This is a genomic window from Pseudomonas sp. R4-39-08 (genome assembly GCF_003852275.1).
Taxonomy (GTDB): domain Bacteria; phylum Pseudomonadota; class Gammaproteobacteria; order Pseudomonadales; family Pseudomonadaceae; genus Aquipseudomonas.
Map to the genome: position 1 here is coordinate 5,258,346 of NZ_CP027733.1, position 25,884 is coordinate 5,284,229.

Here is a 25,884-nt window from a genome sequence, read left to right on the forward strand (position 1 = left end):
AAGCCCAGCGTTCGCGAGCTTGCGCCACAGATGATTTGGTTATATTTTATACAGTTATTTCATCTTCATCATGTCATTCATCTTTTCCATTTCATCTTCAAAGTCAAAATACCTATGACCACTGAACCGTCTAAAGCGCCGCCGCTTTACCCGAAGACCCACCTGCTCGCCGCAAGTGGTATCGCCGCCCTTCTCAGCCTGGCACTCCTGGTATTCCCTTCCAGTGACGTAGAAGCCAAACGAACATCCCTAAGCCTCGACCTGGAAAGCCCTGTTGAGCAACTGACACAAGATCAAGACGCTTCCGACGCTCAACAAGCCACAAATACCCCTGCTGAGCCTCCGTTCGCACAGATTGAAAACACGCCCGAAGAGACTCAGGAAGCCACCCAGGAAAAGCCCGCAGCAGTTGCAGCCAAGAGTCCTCAGCACCGCGAAGTGATCGTGAGTAAAGGCGACACACTGTCAACGCTGTTCGAAAAGGTCGGATTGCCTGCCGCCACCGTCAATGACGTCCTGGCCACCGATAAGCAAGCCAAGCAATTCACCCAGCTCAAACATGGGCAGAAGCTTGAGTTCGAACTGACGCCCGATGGCCAGTTGAACAACCTGCACACCAATATCAATGACCTGGAAAGCATCAGCCTGAGCAAAGGCGCAAAGGGTTTTGCCTTCAATCGCATTACCACCAAACCGGTCATGCGCTCTGCCTACGTACACGGCGTGATCAATAGCTCGCTGTCGCAATCCGCCGCCCGGGCGGGCCTGTCCCACAGCATGACCATGGACATGGCCAGCGTATTTGGCTACGACATCGACTTCGCCCAGGACATTCGCCAGGGTGACGAATTCGATGTGATCTACGAACAGAAAGTTGCCAACGGCAAAGTGGTCGGCACTGGCAACATCCTGTCTGCGCGCTTCACCAACCGCGGCAAAACCTACACCGCAGTGCGCTATACCAACAAACAGGGCAATACCAGTTACTACACCGCAGATGGCAACAGCATGCGCAAGGCGTTCATCCGTACACCGGTGGACTTCGCTCGTATTAGCTCGCGTTTCTCCATGGGTCGCAAGCATCCAATTCTGAACAAAATCCGCGCTCACAAAGGTGTCGACTATGCCGCTCCCCGTGGCACGCCAATCAAGGCAGCTGGCGACGGTAAGGTTCTGTTGGCCGGGCGTCGCGGTGGTTACGGCAACACGGTGATCATCCAGCACGGCAACACCTACCGTACGCTGTATGGCCACATGCAAGGGTTTGCCAAGGGCGTCAAAACCGGTGGCAACGTGAAGCAGGGGCAAGTGATCGGTTACATCGGCACGACCGGCCTGTCCACCGGGCCGCACTTGCATTATGAATTCCAGGTCAACGGGGTACACGTAGATCCATTGGGTCAGAAACTGCCAATGGCCGACCCGATCGCCAAGGCAGAACGCGCGCGCTTCATGCAACAAAGCCAGCCACTGATGGCCCGTATGGATCAGGAGCGCTCCACCCTGCTGGCTTCGGCGAAGCGTTAAGGCATGTCGCGTTATATCGGTGTGATGTCCGGGACCAGCCTCGATGGCCTGGATATCGCCCTTATCGAACAAGATTCGGCGATCAGTCTGATCGCTACCCATTACATCCCCATGCCTGCCCCTCTGCGCGCCGAGCTGCTAAGCCTGTGCGCCAGCGGCCCGGATGAGATCGCCCGTTCGGCAATCGCCCAGCAATCCTGGGTGACACTCGCCGCTCAAGGCATCCACACTTTGCTGGACCAGCAAAACCTCACACCCCAGGACATCCGTGCGATTGGCAGCCACGGGCAGACCATCCGCCATGAACCTTCCCGAGGTTTTACGGTACAGATCGGCAATCCTGCGTTGCTCACCGAGCTGACTGGCATCACGGTGGTCAGTGACTTCCGCAGCCGCGACGTTGCCGCAGGCGGTCAGGGCGCACCCTTGGTACCTGCCTTCCACGAGGCGCTGTTCGGTGAAAGTACCGGCAAGCGTGCGGTGTTGAATGTCGGCGGTTTCAGCAACCTGAGCCTGATAGAAACCGGCAGGCCGGTATCGGGCTTCGACTGCGGCCCGGGTAATGTCTTGCTGGACGCGTGGATTCATCATCAACGTGGCGAACACTTTGATCGTAACGGGCAATGGGCAGCCAGCGGCAAGGTTCAGCCGCAGTTACTCAACACGCTGCTCAGCGACCCTTTTTTCGCGACCAAAGGCCCGAAAAGTACCGGCCGGGAAGTTTTCAACCTGCGTTGGCTGCAGCAACATCTCGACGGGCTGCCAGCGTTTCTTCCCGAGGACGTGCAAGCCACCTTGCTGGAGCTGACCAGCCTGACCATCGTCGAATCTCTGCAAAGCGCCCAACCTCAGACAGAAACCCTGTTGATATGCGGCGGCGGCGCCCACAACGGAACGCTGATGAATCGATTGGCCGCGCTGCTACCGTCCACACAGGTCAGTAGTACCGCGCTCTATGGCGTAGACCCCGACTGGGTGGAAGCCATGGCCTTCGCCTGGCTGGCCCATTGCTGCCTGGAAGGCATCGCCGCGAACCGCCCTAGCGTCACGGGTGCTCGCGGGCTGCGCGTGCTGGGCGCGATCTACCCGGCCTGATCGCCAGGCAGCAAAACGCCGCTTGGCCGATCAAAGCCAAGCGGCGTTTTTTTATGCGTGCAAATCAGGCTTCGATCAGATCGAGAACGACGACCCGCAACCACAGGTCGTCGTAGCATTAGGGTTCTTGATCACGAAACGCGACCCCTCGAGCCCTTCCTGGTAATCCACTTCAGCACCCGCCAAGTACTGGAAGCTCATCGGATCAACGACCAGGCTCACGCCCTCGCGCTCAACGATGGTGTCGTCATCGGCCACATCTTCATCGAAGGTAAAACCGTACTGAAACCCTGAACAACCGCCGCCCGTAACGAATACGCGCAGCTTCAAGCGATCATTACCCTCTTCATCGACCAGGCTCTTCACCTTGTGCGCAGCACCGTGGGTGAATTGCAAAGCCGTGGGGGTGAAGGATTCAACGCTCATGCTGATAATCTCCCGGCGTAGCGCCGCCATATGCGTAATGGCCGGTATTATCCGCTTCTCCTAGAAAAGCGGTCAACTATTGTTACGGTATATCAATCTGCGTTGCACCCCGTAAAAATGCAAAAGGCCCGACTTACGAGCCTTTTGCGCATCAGAGCGAACGCCTTAAGGCAACATGCCCGCATGGGACAAGCCCAACTTCTCATCCAGACCAAACAGGATGTTCATGTTCTGCACCGCCTGGCCCGATGCGCCCTTGACCAGGTTATCGATCACCGACAGCACCACCACCAGGTCGCCATCCTGCGGACGATGCACCGCAATCCGGCACACGTTGGCGCCCCGCACGCTACGGGTTTCCGGATGGCTGCCCGCCGGCATCACATCGACGAACGGTTCGTTGGCATAACGCTTTTCGAACAATGCCTGCAGGTCTACCGAGCGATCGACAACGGTCGCGTATAACGTGGAGTGGATCCCACGGATCATCGGCGTCAGATGCGGTACGAAGGTCAGGCCCACATCCTTACCCGCAGCACGGCGCAACCCCTGGCGGATTTCAGGCAGGTGACGATGCCCTTTGACCGCATAGGCCTTCATGCTTTCCGACGTCTCGGAGTACAGCGAGCCCACTGCGGCCCCACGACCAGCACCGCTGACGCCCGACTTGCAGTCCGCGATCAGACGCGAGGCATCCGCCAAGCCGGCTTCCAGCAGCGGCAGGAAACCCAGCTGGGTCGCAGTCGGATAGCAACCCGGCACCGCGATCAGGCGGGCCTGCTTGATCTGCTCACGATTGACTTCCGGCAAGCCGTACACCGCCTCCTCCAGTAACTCTGGCGCGCCGTGGGGCTGGCCGTACCACTTGGCCCACTCATCGGCATCTTGCAAGCGGAAGTCCGCCGACAGATCGATAACCTTGGTGCCCGCCGCCAATAGCTCGCCGGCCAATGCGTGCGCAACCCCGTGAGGCGTGGCGAAGAACACCACATCACAGGCGCCCAACGTCTTGATGTCCGGCACACTGAAGGCCAAGCCGTCGTAGTGGCCTCGCAGGTTGGGGTACATATCGGCCACGGCCAGGCCAGCCTCGGAGCGTGAAGTGATGACCACCACCTCAGCCTGCGGATGCTGAGCCAACAGACGCAGCAATTCGACACCGGTGTAACCCGTGCCGCCGACGATACCGACCTTGACCATAAACCTGCCCTCAACGAACCCACTGGAAAGCCGTCGATAATAGGGGCCGTATCGCCCTGCGACAACCGCCAACGTGACGTACGGGCGCATGAGCTACTACTATCTTCGCTACCGTGAACCTGGGAATTACTGAAAATGCTCTATCTATGGGTCAAAGCCTTCCATATCGTCAGCATCGTCTGCTGGTTTGCCGGGCTGTTCTACCTGCCACGCCTGTTTGTCTACCACGCCCAAAGTGAAGACACCGTCAGCAAGGAGCGCTTCAGCGTCATGGAGCGCAAGCTGTACCGGGGCATCATGGGCCCGGCGATGGTTGCCACGCTGGTCTTCGGCATCTGGTTGCTGGTGCTCAACCCCGGTATTTTCCAATCGGGCGCGTGGATCCACGCCAAACTCACCCTGGTCGTCCTGCTGATCGGCTACCACCACATGTGTGGAGCGCAGGTAAAACGCTTCGCCCGTGGCGAAAACACCCGCAGCCATGTCTTTTATCGCTGGTTCAATGAAGTGCCCGTTCTGATATTGCTGGCGGTCGTAATTCTGGTCGTGGTCAAACCGTTTTAATGTCAATTACCCGGGGAACCTCCAATGTCGCTGCCCGCCCTGCTTGAACAACGTTTGCGCCTGCCTGTGGTGGCTGCGCCGATGTTCCTGATTTCCAACCCGCAACTGGTGCTGGCCTGCTGCCGCAACGGGGTCGTCGGCAGTTTCCCGGCGCTCAATCAACGCGAAAGCAGCGGTTTCAAGGCCTGGCTGGAGGAAATCGAAGCCGGCCTGGCGCTGTTGGATAACCCGGCGCCCTATGCCGTCAACCTGATCGTGCACAACAGTAACCCACGACTGGCGGCCGACCTGGCGATCTGCGTCGAGCACAAAGTGCCCATCGTTATCACCAGCCTCGGTGCGGTGAAGGAACTGGTCGATGCCGTGCACAGCTACGGCGGCCTGGTGTTTCATGACGTAACTACTCGTCGCCATGCCGAAAAAGCCGCTGAAGCGGGCGTCGACGGCCTGATCGCGGTCGCCGCCGGCGCGGGCGGTCACGCCGGCACCTGGAGCCCGTTCGCGCTGATTGCCGAAATACGCCAGTTCTTCGACAAAACCCTGTTGCTGGCCGGCTGTCTCAATCACGGTCGGGAGATTCTCGCCGCCCAAGTGCTTGGCGCAGACCTGGCGTATTTCGGCACGCGCTTTATCGGCACCACCGAAAGCCATGCCCCGGATGCGTATAAAGAGATGCTGCTCACAGCGCGCGCCGCCGACATCGTGCACACTCCGGCTGTTTCCGGCGTACCTGCAAGCTTTATGCGCCAGAGCCTGGAAAACGCCGGTTTTGATCTCGCTGCCCTTCAAGGCAAAGGTGAGGTCAACCTCGGCTCCAAACTCAAACCGTTGAGCGATGAGGCCAAAGCATGGAAGACTGTATGGTCTGCCGGCCAAGGCGTCGGTGAGATCAATGATTTGCCGAGCGTGGATGAACTCGTCGCGCGACTGGATGCGCAATACCGCCAGGCACGCGAAAGCGCGGCACAATTGCGCTGGCCACGTTGAACCAAATACCAGGCCTGCCAATTGGGCAGCCTGCATACCCTCCCCTGATCAAGTGACAAGGATGCCCGCATGAGCGACAGCCGTTTCAAGATTGTGTTCGACGGAGCCTTGCGCCCGGGTGTCGAAAGCACCACCGCCAAACTGAACCTCGCCGAGCTGTTCAAGAGCGATGTCGAAGCGATCGAAAAGCTTTTCACCGGCCGCCCGGTCGCGCTCAAGCGCGATCTGTCCCGCGCCGATGCCGACACCTACCTCACCGCCTTGCAAAACGCCGGGATCGAGGCACGTATCGAAGCCGAACAACCCGTGGCTTTCAGCCTTGCCGAAACCCACGAGACAGGCGCATCGGCCTCGGACTTCTCGCACGCCGCCGCATCGCCTTACGCACCGCCACGCGCTGCGGTCGGTGATAACTTGCCCGAGTACGCCACGCTCAAGGTCTTCACTATCCACGGGCGTATCGGTCGCCTGCGCTATCTCGCCTGGACGCTGGCACTGACCGTCGCGATGCTTGTGGCTGCAGGCATCATCAGCACCGTGGGTTTCGCGGTGGCCACCGCCTCGCCAACGATCGCGATCATTCTCGGTTCGCTGCTGGGCTTTGCACTGTTCGTTGCGCTCGTCGTGGTAAGCGTGCAAATCGGCGTGCAGCGCCTGCACGACCTGGGCTGGTCTGGCTGGCTGTACTTGCTGAACCTGGTTCCGCTGGTGAACAGCGTGTTCCCTCTGCTGCTGCTGGTACTGCCGGGTAACACTGGCGCCAACCAGTACGGTGCGCCACCACCGCGCAACTCCACAGCGGTTAAAATCCTGGCTTCGTTGTGGCTGGCGTTTATCCCGTTGATGCTCATCGTCGCGGTCACCCTGGGCATGAACGGCTACCTGGACCAACTCGAAGCCAACATGGGCAGCAGCTATGAAAGCAGCTCCCTAAGCACCGATGAAGATGCCGACCAAAGCGTCATCGGTGATGAAGACGCCGCGCAAAGTGCTGACGACGCGGCCGAACCTGTAGACTCTCCAGAACAGTGAAGAAACGCCCGCCGCCTGTGATGCCTCTGTCACAGGCCGGCGGCGTTGCGATGGAGAAAGGCATGACCCGTTACGCTCTGATCACCGGTGCCTCCAGCGGTATCGGCCTGGCTTTGGCCGAAGCCCTGGCCCGACGTGGCCGCAGCTTGATTCTGGTGGCCCGCCAACGTGATCAGTTGGAAAGCATTGCGATCGAATTGACTCAGCGTTTCGGCGTCGAGGTGCTGTTTCGCGCCTGTGACCTTGGCGAGCCGCTGCGGTTGTCGGGTTTTTTGCTGGAACTCGAAGAAGGTGAGCGGCAGATCGACCTGCTGGTCAACTGCGCCGGTATCGGCACCAGCGGGCCGTTCCTGGCCCAGGACTGGATGACCGAGCAGGACCTGATCGAAGTCAACGTCCTCGCCCTGACCCGCATGTGCCATGCGTTGGGCAATGCCATGGCATTGCACGGCGGCGGGCAGATTCTCAACGTGGCCTCGGTCGCCGCCTTCCAGCCAGGCCCGTGGATGAGCAGCTACTACGCAAGCAAAGCCTATGTGCTGCATTTTTCCGAAGGCTTGCGCGAGGAACTGAAGACCTGTGGCATCAAGGTCTCGGTGCTGTGCCCAGGCCCTACGCGCACCGCCTTCTTCGGTACCGCGCAAATGGACACCGCAAAGCTCGACCGCAGCCAACAGTTGATGAGCCCCGAAGAAGTTGCGCTCTATACCGTGCGTGCGCTGGAAAAGAACAAGGCCATCATCATCCCCGGCCGGCGCAACCGCTGGCTGGCATTCAGCCCGCGCCTGAGCCCGCGCTGGCTGACCCGCAAAATTGCCGGCGCCATCAACAAGGCCTATTGCCCGCGTTGACCGCTTGAGTACACTCACCTTCACTTTCACCCTGGAGAAACAGCTGTGGATACTCTGTTCACCAAGATCATCAACCGGGAAATACCCGCGAACATCATCTATGAAGATGACCAGGTCCTGGCTTTCCACGACATCGCCCCACAGGCGCCGGTCCATTTTCTGGTTATCCCGAAAAAACCCATTCGCACCCTCAATGACCTGACCGAAGACGACAAAGCCCTGGCCGGTCATATCCTGTTCACCGCCCAGCGCCTGGCGGTGGAACTAGGCTGCGAAAAAGGCTTCCGCGTGGTGATGAACTGCAACGAAGACGGCGGGCAGACCGTTTACCACATTCATATGCATGTGCTGGGTCAGCGCCAGATGAACTGGCCACCGGGCTGAGTGCGCAGGGGCAAATTGACTCAGCGCAAACGCGCCGCCCTCTCTTGCGGTAAACTGGCCGCCGAGATTCTTCCCGGAGGTCAGCATGACTACCCAACGTCACTACTCGCCGATTGACCGTCTGTTGCTGCAAGCCGACACGGCCATGCGAACGCTGCTGCCGTTCAGCGGCCAACCGTACCGCGCGTCACCCGCCATCGTGCAGCCGGACGCACAGATGAGCGAGACCGAGACCCGCCATGTGGCCGGCCTGATGCGCATCAACCATACCGGTGAAGTCTGTGCCCAGGCGTTGTACCAGGGCCAGGCCCTGACCGCCAAGTTACCGCAGGTACGTGCAGCGATGGAGCACGCGGCCGAGGAAGAGATCGACCACCTGGCGTGGTGCGAACAACGCATTCGCCAGCTGGGAAGTCATCCCAGCGTGCTGAACCCGCTGTTCTATGGTTTGTCGTTCGGTATCGGCGCCGCTGCCGGCCTGATCAGTGACAAGGTCAGCCTCGGTTTTGTCGCAGCCACCGAACGCCAGGTCTGCAAGCACCTGGACGAACACCTTGAACAACTGCCGGCCGAGGACGAAAAGTCCCGGGCCATTCTTGAGCAGATGCGCATCGATGAAGAGCACCACGCTGAAAGCGCACTGGATGCCGGCGGCTTCCGCTTTCCTGCGCCGGTGAGATTCGGCATGAGCATGCTGGCCAAAGTCATGACCAAGAGCACCTACAGAATCTGAAGCATGAAGATCATTCCCACGCTCCGCGTGGGAATGCCACCCAGGACGCTCCGCGTCCCGCTTTCAGCGCAAAATCCGGCACCTGCGCAAGGGTGACGCGGAGCGTCACGAGATGCATTCCCACGCAGAGCGTGGGAACGATCAACCCAACTCGACGATTTCGTAATCATGGGTAATGGCCACACCGGCCGCGCCCAGCATGATCGACGCCGAGCAGTACTTCTCTGCCGACAGCTCGATGGCACGCTTGACCTGCGCTTCCTTCAGCGCGCGCCCCTTGACCACAAAATGCATATGGATCTTGGTAAACACCTTGGGATCTTCGGTTGCGCGTTCGGCCTCCAGAAAGGCTTCGCAGCTTTCCACGGCCTGACGGGATTTTTTCAGGATACTGACCACGTCGAAATTGCTGCAACCGCCGACACCCAGCAGCAACATTTCCATCGGGCGTACACCCAGGTTGCGGCCACCGGCTTCCGGCGGGCCGTCCATCACCACCACATGGCCACTGCCCGATTCACCGAGGAACATGGCTTCGCCCGCCCATTGGATGCGTGCCTTCATCGCCCAGACTCCACTGCTAAAAAAGGGTCGCCAGCTTAGCACAGGGCCCCGCAGCGGCAGCGCCCTGCAGGAAAACGATCAATAACAGCGTTTGCCGGTGAAATACGCTAATCGAGTCAGAATGTGTCTGGTAAGCTGGCGCCAAATCAATGGCGCATTGCCATCGTTTGTACAGCGCATATCAATGCCGGTCGCGCTGATAAAAACAAATCCAACCACATCGTGCAGTTTTTCGGGATACAACCATGGTTGCTCTTACTCCCACACCCAAGATCAAGAACCTCGACAAGCTGCTGATGCATTGCCAGCGCCGGCGTCATCCGGCCAAGCACAACATCATCTGCGCGGGCGAGCGCTCCGAAACGCTGTTCTTCATTATCAAGGGCTCGGTCACCATCCTGATCGAGGACGAAGACGGTCGCGAAATGATCATCGCCTACCTCAACACCGGGGATTTTTTCGGCGAGCTGGGGCTGTTCGAGCAGGCCGGCAAGGAGCAACAGCGCAGCGCTTGGGTGCGCACCAAGGTGGAGTGCGAGGTGGCTGAGATCAGCTATACGAAATTTCGCGAACTGGCCCAACATGATCCCGACATTCTGTATGCCCTGAGCGGGCAGATCGCCCAACGTCTGCGCGATACCACGCGCAAGGTCGGCGATCTGGCGTTCTTCGACGTGACCGGGCGTGTCGCTCGCTGCCTGCTGGAGCTGTGCAAGCAGCCAGACGCCATGACCCACCCCGACGGGATGCAGATCAAAGTCACGCGCCAGGAAATCGGGCGCATCGTGGGCTGTTCGCGGGAAATGGTGGGGCGTGTGCTCAAGGATCTGGAAGAGCGCAATCTGGTGCATGTCAAAGGCAAGACGATGGTGGTGTTCGGAACCCGTTAACCTGGCAGCAAGCCTGCCAACATCTGACGGTACAAGGTGTCGAGCCGGCTGAGCATGTCCGGCACGGGAAACACTTCATGCAGCGCAATATGGCTCTCGGCACGCACCCGCTGTTCCAGGCCACAGGCTTGATTGAAACGATTGACCGCCGCAACCAACTCATCGCGATCGTTATCCAGCAATAAAGCACCGTGCACCAACCCCACTGGGCGACCACCGCTCTGCCGCCAGCGTTGGGCCGTACCGACCATTTTCCGGCCGCTGAGATTGACGTTGTAACGACCGTCGCAGAACGCGCCGTCAATTTCGCCAATAGACGCCTCGCCGCCCAATTCAAGCAGCACATCGCAGATCGGCTGGCACAGGCGCTGGTAGCCGGTTTCGATGCGCCCTTGATCCCCCTCACTGCGCGGCGGCGCATAGACCAAGGCGATATTGACCGTGGCGGCCGACTGCGGCACCGGCTCACCGCCGGTTTCGCGCAACAACACCGGCCAACCGGCCTCTGCCGAGACTCGGCTGGCCGCTTCAAAAGCCGGCAATCGACTCAAACGGCGCGGCATGACCAAGGCTTGATCGTTGGGCTGCCAGAACAACAACCCGTATTCCCGCTCACCTGCGCAGACGGCGGCCAGCAAGTCCTGCTCGGCGGCAAGGCCTGCTTGCACAGTCATCGAAACCAGCTTAGTCATCAACATTGACCTACCTGAATAAGCACAAGACCAATGTGGGAGGGGGCTTGCTCCCGATAGCGGTGGTTCAGTTGACTGATTCACAACTGGTACACCGCTATCGGGAGCAAGCCCCCTCCCACATTTTTACTGCATTTCACATAATCGACTGCGCTGGAATCAATCCAGGGTCGAACCGCTGACAGACACACCCCGCTCCGGAAAGAACAGACGCTGCAGTTCCGCCCCTGGGTTCTCGGCGCGCATGAACGTCTCGCCGACCAGGAACGAATACACTTCGCTGATCTCCATCAGCTCCACATCGGCGCGGTTGACGATGCCGCTCTCGGTGATCACCAAGCGGTCACGGGGAATACGCGGCAGCAGGTCGAGGGTGGTTTCCAGGCTGACATCGAAGGTGTGCAGGTTACGGTTGTTGACCCCCACCAGCGGTGTGTCGAGGGTCTTCAGTGCACGCTCCAACTCGTCGCCGTCGTGCACTTCGACCAATACATCCAGGCCCACACTTTTGGCTACCGCTGCCAGCTCGGCCATCTTCACGTCATCCAGTGCGGAAACGATCAGCAGCACACAGTCGGCGCCCAGGGCGCGCGCTTCGACGATCTGGTAGGGATCAACCATGAAATCCTTGCGGATCACCGGCAATGTGCACGCGGCGCGCGCCTGCTGCAGGAACAGATCAGAACCCTGGAAGAAATCAACATCGGTCAGTACGGACAGGCACGTCGCCCCACCCTTTTCATAGCTGACGGCGATTTCCTGTGGCACGAAGTGCTCGCGGATCACGCCTTTGCTCGGTGAGGCCTTCTTGATCTCGGCGATCACCGCCGGCTGCTTCTTCTTGGCCTGTTCGAGCAAGGCCCTGGCAAACCCTCGTGGCGCATCAGCAGCTTTTGCCAGGGTTTCCAGCTCGGCCAGGCTCACACGGGCACGGCGCTCGGCGACTTCTTCAGCCTTGCGCGCCAGGATTTTTTCCAGAACGGTCGGAACACTCATGCTTCATTCTCCATCTTGAATACGGCGGTGAATGCTCCGAGTTCTTCAAGTTTCTCGCGAGCCAGACCGGTGTGCAGCGCATCGTGGGCCAAGGCGACACCTTCCTTAAGACTATAGGCATGGTCGGCTGCGTAAAGTGCCGCGCCAGCATTGAGCACAATCATTTCCGCAGCTTTTTGACCGTTTTCGGTCTTGCGTCGCCCCAAGGCATCACGAATCAATTCCAGCGACGCCGCCGGGCTTTCCACCGCCAGGCCATGCAGGCTCTGGCTCTTCATGCCCAGGTCCTCAGGCTCGACCCAATATTCTGTAACCTGGTCGTTTTTCAACTCCGCCACGAAGGTTGGCGCCGCCAGGCTGAATTCGTCCAGGCCATCTTTGGAATGCACCACCAGCACATGCTTGCTGCCCAGGCGCTGCAGCACTTCGGCCAATGGCCGGCACAAAGCCTGGCTGAATACACCGACGACTTGATGCTTCACACCGGCCGGATTCGTAAGCGGGCCGAGCATATTGAACAGGGTACGCAGGCCGAGGTCCTTGCGCGGGCCAGCCGCGTGTTTCATCGCGCCGTGGTGGGATTGGGCGAACATGAAGCCGATGCCGACGCTGTCGATGCAGCGTGCCACCTGTACCGGCGTCAGGTTCAGGTAGATGCCGGCCGCTTCCAGCAGGTCCGCGCTGCCACTTTTGCCGGACACCGCGCGGTTGCCGTGCTTGGCCACGGTGCAACCCGCTGCCGCGACCACGAACGAGGACGCCGTCGATACGTTGAAGATGTTCGCACCGTCCCCGCCGGTGCCGACCACATCGACCACGCCGTCGAGGGTCTTGAGTTCGACCTTGTCCGCCAGTTCACGCATCACCGATACGGCACCGACGATTTCGTCGATGCTTTCGCTCTTCATGCGCATGGCCATCATAAAGGCGCCGATCTGTGCGTCGGAGCACTGGCCGGTCATGATCTCGCGCATCACATCGCTCATTTCAGCGGTGCTCAGATCCAGGTGACCGACGATACGGCCCAGGGCAGTCTTGATATCCATGGAAAGTCCTTAGCGCGTGCCGCCGCTCTGCTTGAGAAAATTGGCGAACAGCTCGTAGCCCTGCTCGGTCAGGATCGATTCAGGGTGAAACTGCACCCCTTCGATATTCAGTGTCTTGTGGCGCAGGCCCATGATCTCGTCGACCGAGCCGTCTTCCAGCTGGGTCCAGGCCGTCAGTTCCAGGCACTCGGGCAGGGTGTCGCGCTTGACCACCAACGAGTGATAACGGGTCACGGTCACGGGCAGGTTCAAGCCGTGGAACACGCCCAGATCCTTGTGGAATACCGGGCTGGTCTTGCCGTGCATCACCTGGCGCGCGCGCACCACGTCGCCGCCAAACGCCTGGCCAATGGACTGATGGCCCAGGCACACGCCAAGAATTGGCAGCTTGCCGGCAAAATACTGAATGGCTTCCAGGGAGATGCCCGCTTCGTTCGGTGTGCACGGGCCAGGCGAAACCACGATGCGTTCCGGATTCAGTGCGGCGATCTCGGCGACGGTCAGTTCGTCGTTGCGCACGACCTTGACCTCGGCACCCAGCTCGCCCAGGTACTGCACAACGTTGTAGGTAAAGGAATCGTAGTTATCAATCATCAGCAACATGTGGGTTCAAACCTCTTGAATTCACTGATTTCAAATGACCGCCTTCCAAGCGTGTGGCCCGCTGCCAGACGCACGTTCCGGTTGCCGGGGTGAACGGCAAGGGGCGTCAGACAAAAGGTAAAGAAGGCAAATCGGTACAGATCCGGCCAGGCCGGCAGGGAAAAATGTCAGGTGCGCCAACGCCAACGGGCGTGTGCCTTGACTACTCGCATCAAGAGTTTGCTGATGATCAACACGGGGAGGGTCTCATTCATACGTTCAGGCACAGTAACGTAGCCTCGCCAGCGGTGCAATATGGAGCAGCAAATACGGGCTTATGCTCGATGGGATGCCCGTAGGAAAATTCGGTTTTGCGCTATAGAAAACGCTCAATACTTTGCTAGTGTTTCGATTCAGACATAAAAACAACTCAATGGAATTTTCCATGCTCAGAGCTCCGTTCTTCGCGCCCCTGGCTGCCGGCCTGCTTTCCCTGGCTTGCGCGCAGGCCTATGCGGCACCGTCACCCTACTCAACCATGGTGGTGTTCGGCGACAGCCTGGCTGATGCCGGTCAGTTCCCCGACGGCAGCGCCGGATCGACGTTGCGCTTTACCAACCGCACCGGGCCGACGTTCCAAGGGGATTACGGTCTCGTTTCTTCGACCTTGCTCGGCGCAAAACTGGGTGTGGCACCAAACGACCTGAATGCCTCCACCTCACCGGTGCGCGCGGCCCAGGGCTTGCCGGACGGCAACAACTGGGCGGTCGGCGGCTACCGTACCGACAATATCCTCGACTCCATTACCTCGGTCTCCAACGCTGCGATCCCCCCCGGCAATGCAGGGGGCGGCACGGTGCTGCGCAGTCGACAGGGTTACCTGCCGGCCAACGGCGGGCTGGCCGATCCAAATGCGCTGTACTTTCTGTCCGGTGGCGGCAATGACTTCCTCCAGGGTCGCGTACTCAGCCCCGCTCAAGCGGTCGCCGCCGGCGGGCGACTGGCGGATAGTGCCCAGGCCCTGCAACACGCCGGCGCGCGTTACATCATGGTATGGATGCTGCCCGACCTCGGACTGACGCCGGCCATCAATGGCACCCCGCAGCAGGCAGCAACGTCGGCCCTGAGCACTATTTTCAACCAGTCTCTGGTACAGCGCCTGTCGCAGATCGATGCGCAGGTGATCCCGCTGAACATTCCGTTGTTGTTGAACGAAGCCTTCGCCGATCCGGCCCGCTTCGGCCTCGCCACCGGGCAAAACTTGACCGGTACCTGCTTCAGTGGAAACAGCTGCACCGCCAACCCGGTCTACGGCATCGGCGGCACCAATCCGGACCCGACCAAGCTGATCTACAACGACTCGGTCCATCCTACCGTCGCCGGGCAACAGCTGATTGCCGACTACGCCTATTCCCTGCTCGCTGCGCCCTGGGAGCTGACCTTGCTGCCGGAAATGGCCCAAGGCACATTGCGCGCCCATCAAGATGAGTTGCGCAATCAATGGCAGGCAGACACCGGCCAATGGCAAGCCGTGGGCCAATGGCGCGCGATCGTGGCGGGCGGTGGCCAGCGTCTGGATTTCGATGACCAGAGCAGCTCGGCCAGCGGCGATGGCAGTGGCTATAACCTCAACATCGGTGGCAGCTACCGACTCAACGAGGCCTGGCGCGTGGGCGTAGCCGCAGGCCTGTACCGCCAGACACTGGAAGCCGGCGCCAGCGACTCGGATTACAAGCTCAACAGCTACATGGGCACTGCATTCGCCCAGTATCAACAGAATCACTGGTGGGCCGACGCCGCCTTGACCGGCGGCAAGCTGGACTTCGACAGCCTCAAGCGCAAGTTCGCCCTGGGCGTCAGCGAGGGGGCGGAAAAGGGTGACACCGATGGCTGGCTATGGGCCCTGAGCGGTCGCGTGGGTTATGACATCGCCGCGCCGGACAGTGACTGGCACCTGTCGCCCTTTATCAGCGCCGATTACGCGCGGGTCGAAGTGAACGGCTACTCGGAAAAAGACAGCCGCTCCACCGCCCTGACCTTCGATGACCAGCAGCGCGACTCCAAGCGCCTGGGCGTCGGGCTGCAGGGCAGCTACCGCATCACACCGCACACCCAGGTGTTTGGCGAAGTGGCCCACGAGCACGAGTTCGAAAATGACACCCAGAAGGTGAATATTTCGCTCAACAGCGTGCAGGAGATCGACTTCAAGCTGGACGGGTATACGCCGCGCAGCAATTCGGATCGCTTGAGCCTGGGGGTCAGCCACAGGCTGACGCAGGAACTGGCGTTACGAGCGGCGTATAACGTGAGGAAGGATGACAGTTTGACTCAGCAAGGGGTCAGTGTCGGGGTGAGTCTGGATTTCTAACAGCAGGACAATGAAGGCTTAATGTGGGAGGGGGCTTGCCCCCGATAGCGGTCTGTCAGTCCATGATGTGCTGGCTGACACACTGCTATCGGGAGCAAGCCCCCTCCCACATTTTGATCGGCGCCAGCCTTCAACCCTGCGGCGTTTGCTCAGCCAACGCCACCGCACGGAACATCGCCCGGCGCTTGTTCAGGGTTTCCTCCCATTCAAGGGCCGGCACCGAGTCAGCCACGATGCCGCCACCGGCCTGCACATGCAGTTCGCCGTCCTTGATCACCGCCGTACGGATCGCAATCGCCGTGTCCATGTTGCCGTTCCAGGCGAAGTACCCCACGGCGCCGCCGTAGACGCCACGCTTGACCGGCTCCAGTTCGTCGATGATTTCCATCGCGCGAATCTTTGGTGCGCCCGACAAGGTACCGGCCGGCAGAATCGCACGCAGTGCGTCCATCGCGGTCAGGCCGGCCTTCAGCTCACCGGTGACGTTGGACACGATATGCATCACATTGGAATACCGCTCGATGACCATCTTCTCGGTCAACTTCACCGAGCCGATTTCCGAGACCCGCCCGGTGTCATTACGCCCCAGATCGATCAGCATCAGGTGCTCGGCGATTTCCTTGTCGTCGCTCAACAGGTCCTCTTCCAGCGCCAGATCCGCTTCTTCGGTGGCGCCTCGCGGGCGCGTGCCGGCGATCGGGCGCACGGTGATCAGGTTGTCTTCAACGCGCACCAGCACCTCCGGCGAGCTGCCCACCACGTGGAAGTCACCGAAATTGAAGAAGTACATATACGGCGTCGGGTTGAAGCAACGCAGCGCTCGATACAGGTCGATCGGCGCGGCCTTGAAGTCGATGGACATCCGTTGCGAGGGCACCACCTGCATGCAGTCACCGGCGAGGATGTATTCCTTGATGGTATCGACTGCCCGCTCGTAGTCCGCCTGGGTAAAGCTGGAGCGAAATACCGGGTCGGCGGCGGGCGGACGGCTGAGGTCCAGGCCACGGCGCGGGGTGATCGGCTGGCGCAGTTTTTCCAGCAGCGCTTCGAGGCTGGCCTGGCCTTGCTCGAAGGCATCCGCCTGGGCAGGGTCGGCCAGCACTATCGCGTGCATCTTGCCGGCAAGGTTGTCGAACACCACCACCGCGTCGGAGACCATCAGCAAGATGTCCGGCACGCCGAGCGGGTCCGGGTTCGGGCATTTACCCAAACGCTGCTCCACGTAGCGCACGCAGTCATAACCGAAATACCCCACCAGACCGCCGTTGAAACGCGGCAGGCCGGGAATGGTCGGCACGTTGTAGCGCGCCTTGAAGGCTTCGACGAAGGCCAGCGGATCTTCTACGTCATGGCTTTCGATCTCGAGGCCATCATGGGTGATGCTCACATGATGGTCATGCACGCGCAGTACCGTGCGGCACGGCAGGCCGATGATCGAATAACGGCCCCACTTCTCGCCGCCCTGTACCGATTCCAGCAGATAAGAGTTCGGCTCGTCGGCCAGTTTCAGGTAGATCGACAGCGGCGTGTCGAAGTCGGCCAGGGTTTCGCAGGCCATGGGGATACGGTTATAGCCGGCAGCGGCCAAACGCAGGAATTCTTCGCGGATCATCAGGTGCCTCGTGGTGTGAGGGTCAATCGGTCAGGTAGGCAAACGGGCCGCAGCGCGGCGGGGATCAGTCAGGCGCGCCAACGCCAGCGGGCCAGGGCCTTGATGACTTTCATCCAGAGTTTGCGAGTGACCACCACGATGGCATTTCCAGTAGGGGACGGGTCGATGTCGGGCAACGTTATCTCAGCGCCCGCGCCCAAGCAACCGGGGATTAACAGGCGCAGGTCATCGATGACCAGCGCTGGCGATTCTTCTGCAATCGGCCGGCCATGGTTGTAGCCGTAACTCAAGGCCACGCACTGCACCCCCGCCGCTTTTGCCGCCAAGACATCACTGCGCGAGTCGCCGACGAACAACGATTGGGACGCCGGAATATTCGCCATTTTCATCACGAAAAACAGTGCCGCCGGGTCAGGCTTTTTCTGCGGCAGGGTATCGCCGCCGATGATCCAGCGAAAATACCGGCCGATCTTCATCTGGTCCAACAGCGGAGCGACGAAGCGCTCCGGCTTGTTGGTGATCAGGGCCATTTCCACGCCCTGCTTGCTCAGCCACTTGAGGGTGTCACGCACGCCGGGATACACCACCGTCCGTTCGTGGCTGCTTTCATAGGCGGCATTGAACAATTGCAGGGCCTGTTCGGCTTCCACCTCATCCACACCGGTGGCGTCGATATGGCCTGCCAGCGCCCGCCGCACCAGCATCGGCGCGCCGTTGCCGACCCATTCACGCACCGCCTCGATCCCCACAGGCTTGCGCCCCAGTTTGAGCAGCATCTGGTCCACCGCCGCCGCAAGGTCAGGCACCGAGTCGATCAAGGTACCGTCCAGATCGAACATCACCAGCCGTGGCAATTTGCCGGGGAACAACTGCTCAAAGCCGCTCATGGACGCGCCAGCGCCAGTTCGGCATGCATCTTGGCGATCACTTCCTGGTAATCAGGTGCATTGAAGATCGCCGAGCCGGCCACGAAGGTGTCGGCGCCCGCCGCAGCGATTTCACGGATATTGTTCACATTGACCCCGCCGTCGATCTCCAGGCGGATATCCCGGCCCGACGCATCGATCAGCGCCCGCGCTTCGCGCAGCTTGTTCAGGGTGCCGGGGATGAACTTCTGCCCGCCAAAGCCTGGGTTGACGCTCATCAGCAGGACCATGTCGACCTTGTCCATCACGTACTCCAGCACACTCAGCGGCGTGGCCGGGTTGAACACCAGGCCCGCCTTGCAACCGCCTTCGCGGATCAATTGCAGGGTACGGTCGACGTGCAGCGTGGCTTCCGGGTGGAAGGTGATGTAGGTCGCGCCGGCGTCGATGAAGTCACCGACGATGCGGTCCACCGGGCTGACCATCAGGTGCGCGTCGATCGGCGCGGTAATCCCGTATTTGCGCAGCGCAGCGCACACCATCGGGCCGATGGTCAGGTTGGGCACGTAGTGGTTGTCCATGACGTCGAAGTGCACGAAGTCGGCACCCGCGGCCAATACCTTGTCCACTTCTTCGCCCAGGCGGGCGAAGTCGGCGGAGAGAATCGATGGAGCAATGACGAAGGGCTGCATGACGCACCTTTTTTGAGCTAAATCACGATGGCGCGCATTGTATACCTCATGCTTTGCCGTGCGCACCGTGACCTAACTCAACGGCTAGTACGCAGCCCGGTAGATTTTCTCGATATCGGCCGCACTGAGCTGGCGCGGATTGTTGCGCATCAGGCGTTCAATACCCGCCGCTTCAGTGGCCATCGCCGGGATAGCCTCCTCAGGCACGCCGAAACTGCGCAGGCCCGACGGAATCTCGACGGCGGCGCACAGTCGCGTCATCGCCTCGACGGCCTGGTCGGCGGCATCATTCACACTCAACCCGCTGACATTTACCCCCATGGCCTGGGCGATGTCGCGCATCCGCTCGACACAGGCCAGCTTGTTCCAGTGCATCACATAGGGCAGCAACAGTGCGTTGCTCACGCCGTGGGCGATGTTGAACCGGCCGCCCAACGGATACGCCAGCGCATGCACCGCGCCCACGCCCGCGTTGCCAAAGGCCATGCCGGCCATCAGGCTGGCGGTGGCCATATCGTCACGGGCCTGCAGGTTGGCCGGGTTGGCATAAACCTTGGGCAAGGCGCCGGCAATCAGCTTGATCGCGCCGATCGCCAGGGCATCGGTGATCGGCGAGGCGTTCAGGGACAGGTAGGATTCAATGGCATGCACCAGCGCGTCGACGCCACTGGCGGCCGTGACGCTGCGTGGGCAGGTCAGGGTCATTTGCGGGCTGATCAGCGCGACATCCGGCAGCAGGTAGTCGCTGACGATGCCTTTTTTTAGCTGGGCGACCTTGTCGGAAAGAATCGCCACATTGGTCACCTCGGAGCCGGTGCCGGCGGTAGTGGGAATCGCAATCAGCGGCGGGCCCTTGCGCGGCACCTGGTCGACGCCGAACAGATCCGCCAGGGCGCCGTGGTAACCGGCGTACGCGGCCACGCTCTTGGCGATGTCGATGGCACTGCCGCCGCCCACGCCGATCAACCCGTCGTGCCCGCCATCGCGGTAGGCCTGCATGCAATCTTCGACAATGGCGATTTCCGGGTCGGGCAGCACGCGGTCGAAAATTTCATAAGTCCGCCCGCCCAGATGTTCGAGTGCCAGCGCGACGGTGCCGGACTTGACCAGCGCGGCATCGGTGACAATCAGCGGGTTATCCACATCCAGGCGCGTCAACTCGGCGCCGAGTTGCTCAATGGCGCCAGCGCCGGTCAGCAGTTTGTGGGCGATCTTGAATGAGGAAGTACTCATGTGCGCGGCCTCTTGTCGGTGATGGGCTGGCACAAGAATAGCTGACCGAAACAGGTTGTCTGCTATTCAGGATCCGAATAGTGATTTCCGAGCCAATACAAATCCACTGTGGGAGGGGGCTTGCTCCCGATAGCATTTTGTCAGTCGACTTATTCATCAACTGAAAGAATGCTATCGGGAGCAAGCCCCCTCCCACATTTTGATCTCCAACAGGCTTTAGACCTGGGCAGTGCGCAGCTTTTCGCTACGGCCGCGCAGCCATTCCAGGGTCAGCAACAGCACCACCGAGAAGCCGATCAGCAGGGTCGCCGCTGCGGCAATGGTGGGGCTGAGGTTTTCACGGATGCCGCTGAACATCTGCCTGGGCAATGTGGCTTGCTCCGGCCCGGCGAGGAACAGCGTCACCACCACCTCATCGAACGAAGTGGCGAAGGCGAACAACGCCCCGGAAATCACCCCCGGCGCAATCAACGGCAAGGTCACCCGGCGAAACGCGGTCAACGGTGATGCGCCCAGGCTAGCCGCCGCCCGCACCAGATTGTGGTTGAACCCTTGCAAGGTCGCCGACACGGTGATGATGACAAACGGCACGCCCAGTACCGCATGCACCACGATCAGCGAGAAAAAGCTGTTGCCCAGGCCCAGCGGGGCGAAGAACAGGTAACTGGCCACGCCAATAATCACCACCGGCACCACCATCGGCGAAATCACCAGGGCCATCACCAAGGCTTTGCCGGGGAAATTGCCACGGGTCAGGCCAATCGCCGCCAGCGTGCCGAACACCATCGCCAGCACCGTGGCCGCCGGGGCGACGATGATGCTGTTCTTCAGGGCGCGCATCCATTCGGCCGAGGCGAAGAAGTCCTGATACCACTGCAGCGAAAAGCCCTGCAACGGGTACACCAGGAAACTGCCGCTGTTGAACGACAGCGGGATAATCACCAGCACCGGCAGGATCAGGAACAGCAGGATCAGGCCACACAGAATCCGCAGGCTGTAGAACCACAGCCGCTCCACCGGTGACATATAAGGGCTCAGCATCGCAAGGTCTCCTCAGCTCAGGCGCAGGCGACTGGCGCCCACCAGCCGGTTGTAGATCAGGTACAGCAACACGGTCGCCAGCAGCAGCAAGCCGCCCAACGCCGTGGCCATGCCCCAGTTGATGCTGGTGTTGGTGTAGAAGGCCACGAAGTAGCTGACCATCTGGTCGTTCGGGCTGCCCAGCAAGGCCGGGGTGATGTAGTAACCAATCGCCAGGATGAACACCAACAGGCAACCGGCGCCGACGCCGGCGTAGGTTTGCGGGAAGTACACGCGCCAGAAGCTGGCGAACGGGTGGCAGCCCAGGGAAATCGCCGCACGCATATAAGTCGGCGAGATGCCTTTCATCACGCTGTAGATCGGCAGAATCATGAACGGCAGCAGGATATGCACCATGGAGATGTACACGCCGGTACGGTTGAACACCAATTCCAGCGGCGCATCGATCAGGCCCAGGCCCATCAGGGCGCTGTTGATCAGACCGCCGGATTGCAGCAATACGATCCACGCCGCCACCCGCACCAGAATCGAGGTCCAGAATGGCAGCAGTACCAGGATCATCAGCAGGTTGCTTTTGCGCGCCGGCAGGTTGGCCAGCAGGTAAGCCAGGGGATAGGCCAGCAGCAGGCAGATGACCGTGATCACCAAGCCCATCCAGAACGTTCGGGCGAAGATATCCAAGTAGATGGCCTGGTCGGGGGTGGCCGGAGCAATTTCGCCCAAGTCGTCGATACGGTGATCGACGGCCGCCAGCAGGTAATAAGGCGTCAGGCTGCTGGTATTGCGCCGGATCGCCTGCCAGTACGCCGGGTCGCCCCAACGTTCGTCGAGGGTTTCCAGCGCGGCTTTATAAGAGGCCGGCGCTTCGGTAAACGGCAGCGCCCGCGCGGTTTTGGTGAGCAGGCTGCGATAGCCGGCCAGTTCCATGTTCAAGCGTTTGGACAGATCGCCCAGGGTCTGGTTTTTGCGCGCTTGCGCCAGGTCTTCACTGAGCGCCTGGTACACCGGCTCGCCGGGCAAGCCACGGCCATCCCAAGCCGTCACCGCCACCACCGTACGCGGCAAGCCGCCCACCACTTCCGGGTTGCCGACGCTCTTGTAGAGCAGCGCAACAATGGGCACCAGGAACACCAGCAGCAAAAACAGCACCAATGGCGCAATCAAGGCCTGGGCTTTCCAGCGATTGAGCCGCTCGGCACGGGCCAGGCGCTGCTTGAGGGTGGGAATGGCGAGGGCCATGGCTGAACTCCGGATCTTGAAGATAAATGCAAATCCCTTGCGGGAGGGCGCTTGCCCTAATGCCAGTGTAGGAGCGAGCTTGCTCGCGAAAAACGCCCAGGCAACGCGTTCATTCTGAATAAACGCGGGGCCCTGAGTTCTTCGCGAGCAAGGGCTAGCCGCCCGCCTCGCTCCTACAAAAAGCCTCAAGGCTTGCCCCCTCCCACAGGGTGATGCGGTGTTACTTGGCAGCCCAGGAATTGAAGCGCTGCTCGAGCTGCTCGCCGTTATCGGCCCAGAAGCTCACATCGATCTGCACCTGGTTGGCGATGTTTTCCGGGGTGGTCGGCATGTCCTTGAGCACGTCCTTGGCCAGCAACGGGACGGCCTGGGTGTTGGCCGGGCCGTAGGCGATGTTTTCGGAGTAGGTCTTCTGCTGCTGCGGCTGCACCGAGAAGGCGATGAATTTCTTCGCCGCTTCGGCGCGGTCCTTGGCCAGGCCCTTTGGAATGGCCCAGGCATCGAAGTCATAGATGCCGCCGTTCCACACCACTTTCAGGTTGCTTTCTTTCTGCACGGCGGCGATGCGGCCGTTATAGGCCGAGCTCATCACCACGTCGCCCGAAGCGAGGTACTGCGGCGGTTGCGCACCGGCCTCCCACCATTGGATCGAGGCTTTGAGTTCGTCGAGTTTCTTGAACGCACGGTCCTGGCCATCTTTGCCGGCCAGCACTTTGTAGACGTCCTTAGGCGCAACGCCGTCGGCCATCAAGGCGAATTCCAGGGTGTACTTGGCGCCTTTGCGCAGGCCACGCTTGCCCGGGAATTTCTTGGTGTCCCAGAAATCCGCCCAGCCGGCGGGTGCGGACGCCAGTTTGTCGGCGTTATAGGCCAGCACCGTCGACCATACGAAGAAGCCTACGCCGCAGGGCTGGATCGCGCCTTTGACGTAGTCTGCCGTGTTGCCGAACAGTTTCGGGTCCAGGGGCTCGAACATGTCTTCGTCGCACCCACGGGAAAGCTCAGGCGACTCCACTTCCACCAGGTCCCAGGACACGCTCTTGGTGTCGACCATGGCTTTGACCTTGGCCATCTCACCGTTGTATTCACCGGCGATGATCTTGCCGTTGCCCGCGCTTTCCCACGGTGCATAGAAGGCCTTGACCTGGGCCGCCTTGTTGGCGCCGCCAAACGATACGACGGTCAGGTCCGGGCCTGCCATGGCCTGTGTCGCGCCCATCAGGCCGATAGCCAGGACGGAAAACTTAAGGGATCTCAACATTGTTGTGCTCTCCACGTGCAGGGTTGGTGAAGCCAGGGGGCGATCAGTTCGCCTCTAGAAGTGGGTCGAGTGCGCGAACGTGCTCGACTTGCCAGCCAATCGGTACTACGTCGCCGACCGCCAGGGCCGGGTCCAGCTCGGCGATCGGTTGTTTCACGAAAAAATCGGTCTTGCCGCAGACTTCCAGGCGCAAACGCACGTGGTCGCCCAGGTAGATGAACTCCGCCACCCGCCCGGAAAAACGGTTGATGCAATTGTCACTCGCCCCATTGAGGCTGACGCGCTCCGGGCGCACCGACAGGGTCACCGGGCCGCCGATCTGGCCGACGTTCACCGCCAGCGCCTCCACCTTCTCGCCGCGCGCCAGTTCCACCACGCAGCGCTCGCCGGTGTGGCTGTACAGACGGCCATTGAGGCGGTTGTTTTCGCCGATGAAGTTGGCCACAAAGGTGTTTTTCGGTTCTTCGTAGAGGGTGCGCGGCGCGGCGATCTGCTGAATTTCGCCCTGGTGGAACACCGCCACGCGGTCGGACATGGTCAAGGCTTCGCCCTGGTCGTGGGTCACATACACCACGGTGACGCCGAGGCGCTGGTGCAGGTGCTTGATTTCCATCTGCATGTGTTCGCGCAGTTGCTTGTCGAGGGCGCCGAGGGGTTCGTCCATCAGCACCAGTTGCGGCTCGAACACCAATGCGCGGGCCAGAGCCACCCGCTGTTGCTGGCCCCCGGACAGTTGCGCCGGGTAGCGCTGGGCAAAGGCGTCGAGCTGCACCATGCTCAGCACGCGCTTGACCCGCTCGCTGATGTCGGTCTTGCTCAAGCCACGTACGGATAAGGGAAATGCCAGGTTCTCGGCCACGGTCATGTGCGGGAACAAGGCGTAGTTCTGGAACACCATGCCGATATCGCGCTTGTGCGGCGGCACGTTATTGATCGAGCGGCCAGCCAGCTGGATTTCGCCAGCGGTGGGCGTTTCAAAACCGGCCAGCATCATCAGGCTGGTGGTCTTGCCCGAACCGGACGGCCCGAGCAAGGTGAGGAACTCGCCCTTGCGAATCTCCAGGTTGAGGTCTTTGACGATCAGGTTTTCGCCATCGTAGCTTTTCTGCACGCCACGAAAGCTGACCAGCACATCATTTGAATCCACCTCGCTCATACCCGCACCTTTGTGTTTTGGACTGCTGTGACACCAGCGTAGTCCAGGCGCAAGGCCCCGGAAATCGGGGCCAGGAGAGAATCGCATCAGCCGGATGGAAGGTTCGGGGTAGGGATCGCCCTACACACATGGCGGGCATGGGACAGTGCAGCGACAAGCCTTCGCTGGGCGGCGCTTGCGCGGTGTCGTTAATGGATACGCCGCTACAGCAGCTTGTGTTCCATGGCGTATTTCACCAGCTCGGCCAGGGAGGTGATATGGAGCTTTTGCATCAAGCGCGCCTTGTGGGTGCTGATGGTTTTGCTGCTCAGGGCCAGTTGCGCGGCGATGTCGTTCACGTTGGCGCCCTGGGCCAGGCGTTCGAACACCGAAAACTCGCGCTCCGACAACAGCGAATGCAAGGGGCGTGAGTCCGTCAGGCCGACTTCGAAAACCATGCGGTCGGCCAGGTCCGGGTCGATATAACGCCCGCCCGCCGCGACCTTGCGAATCGCCATCAGCAACAGCGCCGGGTCGCTGTCCTTGGTGGCATAACCGGCCGCGCCAACCTTGAGAGCACGGGCGGCCATTTGCGCTTCATCGTGCATGGACAGCACCAGGATGGCCGGCGGGTTATTCAGCGCACGAATGCGCGCGATGGCTTCCAGGCCATTCACGCCGGGCATGGAGATATCCAGCAACACCACTTCGCAGGGCACATGTCGCAAAGTCTCCAGCAACTGCTCGCCATTGCTCGCTTCACCCACAACCAGCAGGTCTTTGGCCAGGCCGATCAATTGCTTGATGCCTTCACGAACAATGGTGTGGTCTTCGGCTACCAGTACGCGGATCACGGGAATTTCCTTTT

At 60.6% G+C, this 25,884-nt stretch carries 26 protein-coding genes; 10 read left to right on the forward strand and 16 right to left on the reverse strand.

Annotated features, from left to right (window positions below; translation table 11 throughout):
* Nucleotides 1-114: 114 nt before the first annotated feature.
* The gene (locus C4J88_RS24385) at nucleotides 115-1,527 is read left to right on the forward strand and encodes a peptidoglycan DD-metalloendopeptidase family protein (RefSeq protein WP_124408316.1); all 1,413 of its coding nucleotides are present in this window, start codon (nucleotides 115-117) and stop codon (nucleotides 1,525-1,527) included.
* Nucleotides 1,528-1,530: 3 nt separating this feature from the next.
* Nucleotides 1,531-2,622, forward strand: a complete 1,092-nt coding sequence (locus C4J88_RS24390) for an anhydro-N-acetylmuramic acid kinase (protein ID WP_124408317.1) — start codon at nucleotides 1,531-1,533, stop codon at nucleotides 2,620-2,622.
* 75 nt (nucleotides 2,623-2,697) lie between these two features.
* On the opposite strand, the gene erpA is transcribed toward C4J88_RS24390, so the two are convergent.
* A complete protein-coding gene (erpA, locus tag C4J88_RS24395; RefSeq protein ID WP_003176443.1) occupies nucleotides 2,698-3,048 on the reverse strand; it encodes an iron-sulfur cluster insertion protein ErpA in 351 nt (116 codons plus the stop codon).
* Between the two features lie 165 nt (nucleotides 3,049-3,213).
* Nucleotides 3,214-4,248 (reverse strand): N-acetyl-gamma-glutamyl-phosphate reductase, encoded by a 1,035-nt coding sequence (gene argC / locus C4J88_RS24400; protein WP_010206935.1) that lies wholly within the window; start codon nucleotides 4,246-4,248, stop codon nucleotides 3,214-3,216.
* Between the two features lie 135 nt (nucleotides 4,249-4,383).
* On the opposite strand from argC, the gene hemJ reads away from it, so the two are divergent.
* The 6 genes from hemJ (at nucleotide 4,384) to coq7 (ending at nucleotide 8,799) form a co-directional block, all read left to right on the forward strand.
* On the forward strand, nucleotides 4,384-4,812 hold the full coding sequence (gene hemJ, locus C4J88_RS24405) for a protoporphyrinogen oxidase HemJ (protein ID WP_124368536.1): 429 nt from the start codon (nucleotides 4,384-4,386) through the stop codon (nucleotides 4,810-4,812).
* A 24-nt stretch (nucleotides 4,813-4,836) separates the two neighbouring features.
* Nucleotides 4,837-5,799, forward strand: a complete 963-nt coding sequence (locus tag C4J88_RS24410) for a nitronate monooxygenase family protein (RefSeq protein ID WP_124408318.1) — start codon at nucleotides 4,837-4,839, stop codon at nucleotides 5,797-5,799.
* Nucleotides 5,800-5,868: 69 nt separating this feature from the next.
* Entirely contained in the window at nucleotides 5,869-6,831 is a 963-nt protein-coding gene (locus tag C4J88_RS24415; protein WP_124408319.1) for a DUF805 domain-containing protein, read from the forward strand.
* A gap of 62 nt (nucleotides 6,832-6,893) precedes the next feature.
* Nucleotides 6,894-7,682: an SDR family oxidoreductase gene (locus tag C4J88_RS24420; RefSeq protein WP_124408320.1), complete on the forward strand. Its 789-nt coding sequence runs from the start codon at nucleotides 6,894-6,896 to the stop codon at nucleotides 7,680-7,682.
* A 45-nt stretch (nucleotides 7,683-7,727) separates the two neighbouring features.
* A complete protein-coding gene (locus tag C4J88_RS24425; RefSeq protein WP_124364626.1) occupies nucleotides 7,728-8,066 on the forward strand; it encodes a histidine triad nucleotide-binding protein in 339 nt (112 codons plus the stop codon).
* An 85-nt stretch (nucleotides 8,067-8,151) separates the two neighbouring features.
* Entirely contained in the window at nucleotides 8,152-8,799 is a 648-nt protein-coding gene (gene coq7 / locus C4J88_RS24430; protein WP_124408321.1) for a 2-polyprenyl-3-methyl-6-methoxy-1,4-benzoquinone monooxygenase, read from the forward strand.
* Between the two features lie 141 nt (nucleotides 8,800-8,940).
* Here coq7 and C4J88_RS24435 read toward each other — a convergent pair whose 3' ends face one another.
* The gene (locus C4J88_RS24435; RefSeq protein WP_124364628.1) at nucleotides 8,941-9,363 is read right to left on the reverse strand and encodes an OsmC family protein; all 423 of its coding nucleotides are present in this window, start codon (nucleotides 9,361-9,363) and stop codon (nucleotides 8,941-8,943) included.
* 245 nt (nucleotides 9,364-9,608) lie between these two features.
* Between C4J88_RS24435 and crp the strand changes: the two genes are divergently transcribed.
* Nucleotides 9,609-10,253, forward strand: coding sequence for a cAMP-activated global transcriptional regulator CRP (gene crp, locus C4J88_RS24440; RefSeq protein ID WP_124364629.1), 645 nt, complete (start codon nucleotides 9,609-9,611; stop codon nucleotides 10,251-10,253).
* Here the strand turns inward: crp and C4J88_RS24445 are convergent.
* The 4 genes from C4J88_RS24445 to C4J88_RS24460 form a co-directional block, all read right to left on the reverse strand.
* Nucleotides 10,250-10,945 carry a lipoate--protein ligase family protein gene (locus tag C4J88_RS24445; RefSeq protein WP_124408322.1) on the reverse strand — a complete coding sequence of 232 codons (696 nt, stop codon included), beginning with the start codon at nucleotides 10,943-10,945 and terminating at the stop codon, nucleotides 10,250-10,252. The genes crp and C4J88_RS24445 overlap by 4 nt on opposite strands.
* A gap of 159 nt (nucleotides 10,946-11,104) precedes the next feature.
* Entirely contained in the window at nucleotides 11,105-11,941 is an 837-nt protein-coding gene (trpC, locus tag C4J88_RS24450) for an indole-3-glycerol phosphate synthase TrpC (protein ID WP_124408323.1), read from the reverse strand.
* Entirely contained in the window at nucleotides 11,938-12,987 is a 1,050-nt protein-coding gene (gene trpD, locus C4J88_RS24455) for an anthranilate phosphoribosyltransferase (protein ID WP_057723690.1), read from the reverse strand. Before trpD ends, trpC begins: the two co-directional genes overlap by 4 nt.
* 9 nt (nucleotides 12,988-12,996) lie before the next feature.
* Nucleotides 12,997-13,590, reverse strand: a complete 594-nt coding sequence (locus C4J88_RS24460; RefSeq protein ID WP_124364632.1) for an aminodeoxychorismate/anthranilate synthase component II — start codon at nucleotides 13,588-13,590, stop codon at nucleotides 12,997-12,999.
* A gap of 424 nt (nucleotides 13,591-14,014) precedes the next feature.
* Here C4J88_RS24460 and estP point away from each other — a divergent pair, with 424 nt between their 5' ends.
* Complete coding sequence (estP, locus tag C4J88_RS24465) at nucleotides 14,015-15,937, forward strand: esterase EstP (RefSeq protein WP_124408324.1); 1,923 nt, start codon at nucleotides 14,015-14,017, stop codon at nucleotides 15,935-15,937.
* Between the two features lie 130 nt (nucleotides 15,938-16,067).
* On the opposite strand, the gene trpE is transcribed toward estP, so the two are convergent.
* The 9 genes from trpE to C4J88_RS24510 form a co-directional block, all read right to left on the reverse strand.
* Nucleotides 16,068-17,549: an anthranilate synthase component I gene (gene trpE, locus C4J88_RS24470; RefSeq protein WP_124408325.1), complete on the reverse strand. Its 1,482-nt coding sequence runs from the start codon at nucleotides 17,547-17,549 to the stop codon at nucleotides 16,068-16,070.
* Between the two features lie 68 nt (nucleotides 17,550-17,617).
* Complete coding sequence (locus C4J88_RS24475) at nucleotides 17,618-18,436, reverse strand: phosphoglycolate phosphatase (RefSeq protein ID WP_124368545.1); 819 nt, start codon at nucleotides 18,434-18,436, stop codon at nucleotides 17,618-17,620.
* Entirely contained in the window at nucleotides 18,433-19,107 is a 675-nt protein-coding gene (gene rpe, locus C4J88_RS24480) for a ribulose-phosphate 3-epimerase (protein ID WP_065937054.1), read from the reverse strand. The genes C4J88_RS24475 and rpe overlap by 4 nt, the downstream gene beginning before the upstream one ends.
* Before the next feature lie 84 nt (nucleotides 19,108-19,191).
* Complete coding sequence (locus tag C4J88_RS24485) at nucleotides 19,192-20,340, reverse strand: iron-containing alcohol dehydrogenase (protein ID WP_124368546.1); 1,149 nt, start codon at nucleotides 20,338-20,340, stop codon at nucleotides 19,192-19,194.
* A gap of 216 nt (nucleotides 20,341-20,556) precedes the next feature.
* Complete coding sequence (locus C4J88_RS24490) at nucleotides 20,557-21,381, reverse strand: ABC transporter permease (protein WP_124364637.1); 825 nt, start codon at nucleotides 21,379-21,381, stop codon at nucleotides 20,557-20,559.
* A 12-nt stretch (nucleotides 21,382-21,393) separates the two neighbouring features.
* Nucleotides 21,394-22,620 carry an ABC transporter permease gene (locus C4J88_RS24495; RefSeq protein WP_124372035.1) on the reverse strand — a complete coding sequence of 409 codons (1,227 nt, stop codon included), beginning with the start codon at nucleotides 22,618-22,620 and terminating at the stop codon, nucleotides 21,394-21,396.
* Between the two features lie 220 nt (nucleotides 22,621-22,840).
* Complete coding sequence (locus C4J88_RS24500; protein ID WP_124368548.1) at nucleotides 22,841-23,881, reverse strand: ABC transporter substrate-binding protein; 1,041 nt, start codon at nucleotides 23,879-23,881, stop codon at nucleotides 22,841-22,843.
* A gap of 43 nt (nucleotides 23,882-23,924) precedes the next feature.
* Entirely contained in the window at nucleotides 23,925-25,037 is a 1,113-nt protein-coding gene (locus tag C4J88_RS24505) for an ABC transporter ATP-binding protein (RefSeq protein WP_124408326.1), read from the reverse strand.
* A 203-nt stretch (nucleotides 25,038-25,240) separates the two neighbouring features.
* The gene (locus C4J88_RS24510; RefSeq protein WP_124408327.1) at nucleotides 25,241-25,870 is read right to left on the reverse strand and encodes a response regulator transcription factor; all 630 of its coding nucleotides are present in this window, start codon (nucleotides 25,868-25,870) and stop codon (nucleotides 25,241-25,243) included.
* Nucleotides 25,871-25,884: the final 14 nt, after the last annotated feature.

Bases quoted from the DNA above. Each gene is read 5' to 3' on its own strand.
- C4J88_RS24490 (WP_124364637.1), bottom strand. From the start codon at position 21,381: ATGCTGAGCCCTTATATGTCACCGGTGGAGCGGCTGTGGTTCTACAGC.
- crp (WP_124364629.1), top strand. From the start codon at position 9,609: ATGGTTGCTCTTACTCCCACACCCAAGATCAAGAACCTCGACAAGCTG.
- C4J88_RS24445 (WP_124408322.1), bottom strand. From the start codon at position 10,945: ATGACTAAGCTGGTTTCGATGACTGTGCAAGCAGGCCTTGCCGCCGAG.
- trpD (WP_057723690.1), bottom strand. From the start codon at position 12,987: ATGGATATCAAGACTGCCCTGGGCCGTATCGTCGGTCACCTGGATCTG.
- C4J88_RS24495 (WP_124372035.1), bottom strand. From the start codon at position 22,620: ATGGCCCTCGCCATTCCCACCCTCAAGCAGCGCCTGGCCCGTGCCGAG.
- C4J88_RS24500 (WP_124368548.1), bottom strand. From the start codon at position 23,881: ATGTTGAGATCCCTTAAGTTTTCCGTCCTGGCTATCGGCCTGATGGGC.
- argC (WP_010206935.1), bottom strand. From the start codon at position 4,248: ATGGTCAAGGTCGGTATCGTCGGCGGCACGGGTTACACCGGTGTCGAA.
- estP (WP_124408324.1), top strand. From the start codon at position 14,015: ATGCTCAGAGCTCCGTTCTTCGCGCCCCTGGCTGCCGGCCTGCTTTCC.
- C4J88_RS24460 (WP_124364632.1), bottom strand. From the start codon at position 13,590: ATGTTGCTGATGATTGATAACTACGATTCCTTTACCTACAACGTTGTG.
- trpC (WP_124408323.1), bottom strand. From the start codon at position 11,941: ATGAGTGTTCCGACCGTTCTGGAAAAAATCCTGGCGCGCAAGGCTGAA.
- C4J88_RS24435 (WP_124364628.1), bottom strand. From the start codon at position 9,363: ATGAAGGCACGCATCCAATGGGCGGGCGAAGCCATGTTCCTCGGTGAA.
- C4J88_RS24475 (WP_124368545.1), bottom strand. From the start codon at position 18,436: ATGAGCGGCTTTGAGCAGTTGTTCCCCGGCAAATTGCCACGGCTGGTG.
- C4J88_RS24415 (WP_124408319.1), top strand. From the start codon at position 5,869: ATGAGCGACAGCCGTTTCAAGATTGTGTTCGACGGAGCCTTGCGCCCG.
- C4J88_RS24390 (WP_124408317.1), top strand. From the start codon at position 1,531: ATGTCGCGTTATATCGGTGTGATGTCCGGGACCAGCCTCGATGGCCTG.
- C4J88_RS24385 (WP_124408316.1), top strand. From the start codon at position 115: ATGACCACTGAACCGTCTAAAGCGCCGCCGCTTTACCCGAAGACCCAC.
- C4J88_RS24410 (WP_124408318.1), top strand. From the start codon at position 4,837: ATGTCGCTGCCCGCCCTGCTTGAACAACGTTTGCGCCTGCCTGTGGTG.
- C4J88_RS24485 (WP_124368546.1), bottom strand. From the start codon at position 20,340: ATGAGTACTTCCTCATTCAAGATCGCCCACAAACTGCTGACCGGCGCT.
- rpe (WP_065937054.1), bottom strand. From the start codon at position 19,107: ATGCAGCCCTTCGTCATTGCTCCATCGATTCTCTCCGCCGACTTCGCC.
- erpA (WP_003176443.1), bottom strand. From the start codon at position 3,048: ATGAGCGTTGAATCCTTCACCCCCACGGCTTTGCAATTCACCCACGGT.
- C4J88_RS24420 (WP_124408320.1), top strand. From the start codon at position 6,894: ATGACCCGTTACGCTCTGATCACCGGTGCCTCCAGCGGTATCGGCCTG.
- hemJ (WP_124368536.1), top strand. From the start codon at position 4,384: ATGCTCTATCTATGGGTCAAAGCCTTCCATATCGTCAGCATCGTCTGC.
- coq7 (WP_124408321.1), top strand. From the start codon at position 8,152: ATGACTACCCAACGTCACTACTCGCCGATTGACCGTCTGTTGCTGCAA.
- C4J88_RS24505 (WP_124408326.1), bottom strand. From the start codon at position 25,037: ATGAGCGAGGTGGATTCAAATGATGTGCTGGTCAGCTTTCGTGGCGTG.
- trpE (WP_124408325.1), bottom strand. From the start codon at position 17,549: ATGATCCGCGAAGAATTCCTGCGTTTGGCCGCTGCCGGCTATAACCGT.